Raw genomic sequence first — 6,437 nt, 5'->3', positions numbered from 1 at the left:
GGCAGTTCAGCCCTCAACGATGCGACGCAAGCCGTGATCGCCGAGGCGCGCAAGCAGCCGGAAATCAACCCGCAGCAGCTGTTCTCGCCGTTCTCGACCTCGACGCCACAGTTCAACTACGACCTCGACCGCAGCAAGGCCAAACTGCTCGGCCTCAACCTGCCCGATGTCTTCAACACGCTGCAGATCTATCTCGGCTCGCTCTACGTCAACGACTTCAACCTGTTTGGCCGCACCTTCCGGGTGACCATCCAGGCCGACAAGGATGCACGTGCAGGTGCCGCCGACATTTCGCGGCTCTATGTGCGCAATGCCTCCGGCGGCATGGTGCCGCTCTCGACGCTGGGCAAACTCGTGCCCTTCGTCGGCCCGGAGACCGTGCCGCACTACAACAACAATGCCTCGGCCTCGATCAATGGCGGCGCCGCACCGGGCTTTTCCTCCGGCCAGGCGGTTGCCGCCATGGAACGGGCCGCTGCAACCGCGCTGCCAAGGGATTTCGGTTTCGAATGGACCGGCATCACCTTCCAGGAGCTCAAGGCAGGATCGATCGCGTCCGTCGTCTTCGGCCTCGCCATTGTCTTCGTCTTCCTGATCCTGGCGATGCAGTATGAGAGCTGGGCGATGCCGTTCATGGTGCTGTTGGCGGTGCCACTGGCCCTGTTCGGCGCCTTCGCAGCGTTGTTGCTGCGTGGCATGCAGATCGACGTCTACTCGCAGATCGGCTTCGTCATGCTGATCGGCCTGGCGGCCAAGAATGCGATCCTGATCGTCGAATTCGCAAGGCGACGGCGCGAGGAAGGCCTCAGCATCGTCGACGCGGCGATGGAGGCGGCACGGCTCAGGCTGCGGCCGATCCTGATGACGGCCTTCGCCTTCATCCTCGGCGTGCTGCCGCTGATGTTTGCGACCGGCGCCGGTGCGGCAAGCCGGCAGTCGATCGGCACCACCGTGTTCGGCGGCATGGTCGCGGCGACCATCCTGTCGCTGGTGTTCGTGCCGGTGTTCTACGCGGTCATCGAACAGCTGCGTGAACGCCGCGGCAAAGACGAGCCCACCTCTCAAGACAATGAACCAACTGCTGAGCACGCTTTACCGCCCCTGGCGGAAGCGGCCGAATAAGATTGGAGACTGATCATGCGTAAATGGAAAATCGCGTTGGGAACGGCTGTCGCGCTGGGTGCGATCTCGGTGGCCAGCGTCCACCTGCTCGATATGGGCAATCTCAGCCTCAATGCCGGCACGGCAGGTGCGGCGCCCGCCCCGGCGGCGTTCGTCATGCCGGTGCCGGTGGTCAGCGTCGTCAAGAAGACGATCCCGATCTACCTCGACTATGCCGCGCGGACAGAGCCGATCCGCAGCATCACCTTACAGGCGAGGATTCCCGGCTATCTGCAGGAGCAGACCGCAGCCGACGGCGTCGACGTCCGGCAAGGCGATCTTCTCTACAAGATCTCGCCTGACGACTTCCAGGCGGCGCTCGACCAGGCCAAGGCCCAAGTGCAGCGCGACACGGCGACGCTCGACTATGCCCGCTCGAATCTTGGTCGCGGCACCGAGCTCGCCAAGAGCGGCTACCTCGCCAAGGACGGCTTCGACCAGCGCACCAGCACCTTGCGCGAAGCGCAGGCATCGCTGGCGCTGAACCAGGCGGCGGTCCGCACGGCAGAGCTCAATCTGAGCTACGCTGAAATCCGGGCGCCGTTTGCCGGGCGCCTTGGCCGCAACCAGGCCTCGGTCGGAACGCTGGTCAGCGTCGCCGGCACCGTGCTCAACACGCTGGTGCAGCTCGACCCGATCTACGTCACCTTCAACCCGAGCGAGACGGATCTGACCGAGATCGAGCAAGCCCGTGCGAACGGCCCGATCGAAGTGGATGTCCTGCTCCCCGGCCAGACCGAGGCAAGCCAGAAGGGCGAGCTTACCTTCATCGACAATTCGGTCGACCGCTCGACCGGCACGATCACGGCGCGCGCGACGATCGGCAATGGCAAGTTCACGCTGCTGCCGGGCCAATATGTCCGTGTCCGGCTGCATGTGAGAGAGCAGGCCGATGCGCTGATGGTGCCACAGACGGCGCTGGGCTCAAGCCAGCTCGGCAAATATCTCTATGTCGTCGGCAAGGGCAATACGGTCGACCAGCGGCTGGTTTCGCTCGGACCGACGAGCGGCGATCAGGTCGCCATCCTCAGCGGCGTCGCCGAGGGCGACCAGGTGATTACGGGCAATCTGCAGAAGATCGGCCCCGGAGCGCCCGTATCGCCGATACCGGAAAAGCCGGCCACCTGAACACCCCCGTCAGGATCCGGCTTCAGCGCGGCGCCCCGGCCTTCCCACAGGTCGCGGGCGCCGCTCGACTGAGCAGTTCCACCAGACCGGCAACATCGGCCCGGTCGGCCTTGGCCGGCGGCATGAATGCACAATAGGGGTGCCCGAGGTGCACCGAGACGAGGAGAGCGCAATCAGCCGACCGGCCTCCAGATCGGCGTGCGCCATGACCCGCTGGCCAAGCGCGATGCCCAGGCCGAGCCTTGCCGAGGCGATCGGCGTCGGTGAGCGCGATGCGGTTGCCGCTGCGCACGAACAGCTGCTTGCCGAACCAGGTTTCGAGATTGCGTATCTGCTGGCTGACCGCCGCCGACGAAACGCCGAGTTCAGAGGCGGCCAAAGTGAAGCCGCCGGCACGGGCGGCAACTTCAAAAGCCTTGATCGCATTCAGCGGCGGCAACCGTTCCACAGCGGCTCCATATGACTCGCCAGAGGGAATTTCGAAACGGTCTCTGCAGCGTTGGCCAATCAATTGAGATAGCCTCTTGTTAGATTGTCGACAATCTGCTTGTCTTGCTTTCGGTTTCCTGGGAGTGGCCGAATGGCGAAAGCGGATTTCAGTCCTATCGCGGATACGACGCGACGCGCCGAGATCGTTGCGCTGTTGCGGCGCGCGATCCTGACCGGCCAGCTCGCGCCCGGCCAGAAGCTCAACGAGCTCCGTATCTCCGAACAGATGCGGGTCAGCCGCGCGCCGCTGCGCGAGGCGATGCGCGAGCTGGTCCAGGAAGGGATCCTGACCAGCATCCCCTATGCCGGCACCTTCGTCATCGAGGTCACAGCCAAGGACATCGACGATGCCTATTCGTTCAACAAGGTGATGGACGAGCTGGCCATCGAGCGGGCGTGGCCGCTGCGTGACCAGCGCTTCTTCGACGAGCTCGACCGGCGCCACGAAGCCGTGAAGCAGGCGACCCGCGCATTGGACACGACACGCCAGATCGAAACCGCGCTGCAACTGCATGGCCTGATCTACGAATGGGCCGACAATTCGGTGCTGCTGGAAACCTGGCAGCGGCTGACCAGCCGGCTGCAGATGTATTTCGCGCTCCACCAGCATGCCCGCAACGAGCCGGTGCCGGCCGAAGACGTTCACGAAACCTATGTGCGGTTGCTGAAGGGCAAGGACATGCGTGCGGCCCAGCGCCATGCCAGGGAGCATATCGATCTCGACTTCGAGGAGTTGCTTGCCTACGCGCGCAGCCTCGAACAACGCCCATCGAGGGGCGCCTGACCCGTTCCCAACACCACAGACAGCGGACAAGACACGTGCAGATCGAGACCATCAAGGCCTACCACGTCATGCAGCCCTTCGTTGACGGGCTATACCGCATGTCGAAGGGGCGCGAGGCCGACGCCTTCGACGCCGTGATCGTGTCCATGACATCAGACAGCGGCATCACCGGCTGGGGCGAGATGGCGCCGCTCGGCAATTTTTACTCGGCCGCCTTCCCCGCCGGCGTTCGCGCCGGCGTGGTCGAGATCGCGCCGCATCTGATCGGCCGCGATCCGCGCGGGCTGGCCAGCATCGGGCGGCTGATGGACACGGTGTTCAAGGGCCATCCCTACATCAAGTCGGCGCTCGACATGGCCTGCTGGGATCTGGCGGCGCGCGCAGCCGACGTGCCGCTGGTCACGCTGCTCGGCGGCAAGGAAAGCGACACCGCGGAACTCTACAAGGTCGTCACGCACGGGAGCGTCGACGCCATGGCCGCGCTGGCCAAGCGCATCGTCAAGGACGGCTTCCACCGGCTGCAGGTCAAGGTCGGCGGCAATGTCCATGACGACATCGAACGCGTCATCGCGGTTGCCTCCTCGGTGCCGAAAGGCACGGTCATCTTCTGCGACGCCAATGCCGGCTGGACTCCCTATCAGGCGCGCCAATTCGCCGATGCCACGCGCGCCATCGACTACACGTTCGAGCAGCCCTGCACCACGATCGATGAAAACATGTCGGTGCGCCGCATGCTCGACAAGCCGATGGTGCTCGACGAATCCGTCACCTCGCTCGAGGCGATGCTGGAAATTCATCGCCTGGGCGCGGCCGACGGGCTGACGCTGAAGATCTCGCGCCTTGGCGGCGTGACGAAGACACGCCAGATCCGCGACATTGCCGTCGACCTCGGCTTCATGATCACGGTCGAGGACACGGGCGGCGCCGAGATCGACACCGCGGCGATGGCGCATCTGTCGCTGTCGACGCCGGAAGAGCGCCGGCTGCACGCCATCGCCTTCCATGAATGGGTGACGGTGCGCACGGCATCGAACATGCCACCGGTCACCGGCAGCCGCATGGGCATTCCAGACGGGCCGGGTCTCGGCATAGACGTCGTTCCCGATCTGCTCGGCGCGCCGTTCTTCGAGGTCGGGCGCTGAGATGAAAATCCGCAGCATCAAAGCCACGCCGATCAATTTGCGCCTCGAAGCGCCCTATGCCTGGGTGTTCGGCGAACTCGACGGATTTTCACCGACCGTCGTCGAAGTCGAGACCGAGGATGGCCTGGTCGGCCTCGGCGAAGCGCCGACGCCAGCGGCGGCCGCGATCATCAATGATGTCCTGGCGCCGCGGCTGGTCGGGCGCGATGCCTTCGACATCGCCGGCGCCGAGCATGTCTGCCTGCCCTTTTGGACCGGCGTGCAGTCGATCAACGACCGCACACGCATCATGGCTTTCGGCGCCATCGAGATGGCTTTGTGGGACCTGCGCGGCAAGGCGTGGAACCAGCCGCTCTACCAGTTGCTCGGCGGCGCCGTACGCAAGGATATCCCGTTCACCGACTATTTTTCGCTGCGCGGTGATGGGCCAAAGGTGAAGGGCGAGACGACGCCCCAGGAAGTCGCCGACTATTGCGTCGAATTGCATGAGACGCATGGAACGACTTTCTTCGAAGGCAAGTTCTCGACCGAAGATCCGAAAATCTCGCTCAGGATGGTCGAGCTGATCCGCAGGAAACTCGGCGACGATGCGATGATCCGTATCGATTCCAACCAGGCCTATTCGCTCAGCACCGCGCGGCGGCTGGCGCGCCCGCTGGAAGAATTGGGCGTGCGCAACTGGGAGGATCCGGTGGCGACCATCGAGGAGATGCGCGAGTTGCGGCGCCATTGCTCGATCCCGTTCTCGACCCACAACATCGACATTGCGCGCGCCATGGAAACCAAAGTGCCGGACGCGTTCGTCGGCAACCCGACGACGCATGGCGGCATCGGCCGGCTGTTGCGCTTCGTCGGCGCCTGCGAGCATGCCGGGATCGATTTCTGGTGCTACAGCGGCGACAGCGGCATCGGCAGCGCCGCCTATCTGCATCTGTGCGCGGCACTCGGCTGGATCAGGGAGCCGAACCAGTCGCTGTTTCGCATGCTGCCGATGGATGTCACCGAGGAAGGACCGTTTTCGCCGAAAAACAATGTCGTGCGCGTTCCGGAAGGTCCCGGTCTCGGCGTCACCTTGTCGCGCGAAAACCTCGCTGCCTGTCACAGAGACTTTACCGAGAAAGGACCGTGCAACAAGTATCATGACCCGGCAAAGCCCGGAACCTATCGCCGTTTGCCGCTGAACTAGATGACGGCTAGCGGCCAAGACCGACGGCCAGACACGAGAAGCCAACCGCCGCGATTTCGGGCGGGAAGGTTGGACAAAGACGGTGGAAGCCGTGCAACCAACAACCCCGAGCGTCCACGCCACGACTGGATGGACCGGACAAAACCGCATGCTAAAGTTCCGGTAGACAGGCCTCCGGTGCCGGGAAAATGGAGCAATCCACGAAAATTTCGTCAACCATAAGAAATAGGGGAAAGGGTAAAAACCCATGAGCAAGAACCACAGCATTCTCGACCTTATCCGGCGCAATCGCACGCCGCTTGAAAATCACCTGATCGACGGCCTCGTCGACGGCCGTGTCAGCCGCCGCGACTTCGTCCGTCACGGCAGCCTGCTCGGCCTGTCGCTGCCGCTGCTGGGCCGCATCGGCATGGCCGCCGGCCTTGGCGGCATGCCGTCGCTGGCGCGCGCCCAGGGCGCGCCGGGCGCCACCATCCGCGTCGCCAGCAGTGTGCCGGCGGCGACGATCGACCCGGTCAGCATTGCAGACGCCGGCACACTGCTGGCG

At 64.2% G+C, this 6,437-nt stretch carries 6 protein-coding genes and 1 pseudogene; 6 read left to right on the top strand and 1 reads right to left on the bottom strand.

Annotated features, from left to right (window positions below; genetic code table 11):
• Together EOA22_RS21315 and EOA22_RS21310 are read left to right on the top strand one after the other, a co-directional pair.
• Window positions 1-1,122, top strand: a 1,122-nt coding sequence (locus tag EOA22_RS21315; protein WP_164755704.1) for an efflux RND transporter permease subunit, incomplete at its 5' end; no start/stop codon positions are given.
• 15 nt (window positions 1,123-1,137) lie between these two features.
• Window positions 1,138-2,289: an efflux RND transporter periplasmic adaptor subunit gene (locus EOA22_RS21310; protein ID WP_013532876.1), complete on the top strand. Its 1,152-nt coding sequence runs from the start codon at window positions 1,138-1,140 to the stop codon at window positions 2,287-2,289.
• Window positions 2,290-2,311: 22 nt separating this feature from the next.
• Here EOA22_RS21310 and EOA22_RS39570 read toward each other — a convergent pair whose 3' ends face one another.
• A complete protein-coding gene (locus EOA22_RS39570; RefSeq protein ID WP_275955645.1) occupies window positions 2,312-2,737 on the bottom strand; it encodes a LysR family transcriptional regulator in 426 nt (141 codons plus the stop codon).
• Between the two features lie 132 nt (window positions 2,738-2,869).
• Between EOA22_RS39570 and EOA22_RS21300 the strand changes: the two genes are divergently transcribed.
• The 4 genes and pseudogenes from EOA22_RS21300 to EOA22_RS21285 form a co-directional block, all read left to right on the top strand.
• On the top strand, window positions 2,870-3,562 hold the full coding sequence (locus tag EOA22_RS21300; RefSeq protein WP_063167630.1) for a GntR family transcriptional regulator: 693 nt from the start codon (window positions 2,870-2,872) through the stop codon (window positions 3,560-3,562).
• A gap of 35 nt (window positions 3,563-3,597) precedes the next feature.
• Window positions 3,598-4,704 carry a mandelate racemase/muconate lactonizing enzyme family protein gene (locus EOA22_RS21295; RefSeq protein ID WP_063167629.1) on the top strand — a complete coding sequence of 369 codons (1,107 nt, stop codon included), beginning with the start codon at window positions 3,598-3,600 and terminating at the stop codon, window positions 4,702-4,704.
• A gap of 1 nt (window position 4,705) precedes the next feature.
• On the top strand, window positions 4,706-5,890 hold the full coding sequence (locus tag EOA22_RS21290) for a mandelate racemase/muconate lactonizing enzyme family protein (RefSeq protein ID WP_063167628.1): 1,185 nt from the start codon (window positions 4,706-4,708) through the stop codon (window positions 5,888-5,890).
• Between the two features lie 247 nt (window positions 5,891-6,137).
• A pseudogene (locus EOA22_RS21285) lies at window positions 6,138-6,437 on the top strand (peptide ABC transporter substrate-binding protein); the annotation flags it as partial.

This window comes from Mesorhizobium sp. M7A.F.Ca.US.014.04.1.1 (genome assembly GCF_003998745.1).
GTDB lineage: Bacteria > Pseudomonadota > Alphaproteobacteria > Rhizobiales > Rhizobiaceae > Mesorhizobium > Mesorhizobium ciceri.
The sequence above is the reverse complement of the archived record's forward strand: the minus strand, read 5'-3'. Positions and strand labels throughout refer to the sequence as shown.

Bases quoted from the DNA above. Each gene is read 5' to 3' on its own strand.
- EOA22_RS21300 (WP_063167630.1), top strand. From the start codon at position 2,870: ATGGCGAAAGCGGATTTCAGTCCTATCGCGGATACGACGCGACGCGCC.
- EOA22_RS21290 (WP_063167628.1), top strand. From the start codon at position 4,706: ATGAAAATCCGCAGCATCAAAGCCACGCCGATCAATTTGCGCCTCGAA.
- EOA22_RS21310 (WP_013532876.1), top strand. From the start codon at position 1,138: ATGCGTAAATGGAAAATCGCGTTGGGAACGGCTGTCGCGCTGGGTGCG.